The organism is Mycobacterium sp. VKM Ac-1816D, from assembly GCF_000416385.1.
GTDB classification, from domain to species: Bacteria; Actinomycetota; Actinomycetes; order Mycobacteriales; family Mycobacteriaceae; genus Mycobacterium; species Mycobacterium neoaurum_A.
On record NZ_AOHQ01000084.1, the window covers coordinates 1 to 278 of the forward strand.

Consider the following 278-nt stretch of genomic DNA (forward strand, 5'->3'; position numbering starts at 1 on the left):
TGTATTACCTCGGTTGATGGGTGACTTTTCTATTCCGGCTGATGGTTGACGTTGTTTCGGCTGATGCTTGTCAGTTGCTTCGGTTGATCCTTGACACTCTCTAGACGAGGGAGTTGAGCGTGGCTGAGCAGCGGTATCAGGCTGTGTTGGCGGTGATCAGCGATGGGTTGTCGATCTCGCAGGTTGCCTCGAAGGTGGGGGTGTCGCGGCAGACGCTGCACTCGTGGTTGGCCCGGTATGAGGCGCATGGTCTTGAAGGACTCGTGGATCGGTCGCAT

Annotated in this window: 1 protein-coding gene; it reads left to right on the plus strand. The window is 56.5% G+C overall.

Annotated features, from left to right (window positions below; all coding sequences use genetic code 11):
• Window positions 1-113: 113 nt before the first annotated feature.
• The coding region (locus tag G154_RS25775) for a helix-turn-helix domain-containing protein (protein ID WP_192817320.1) at window positions 114-278 on the plus strand (165 nt) is incomplete at its 3' end.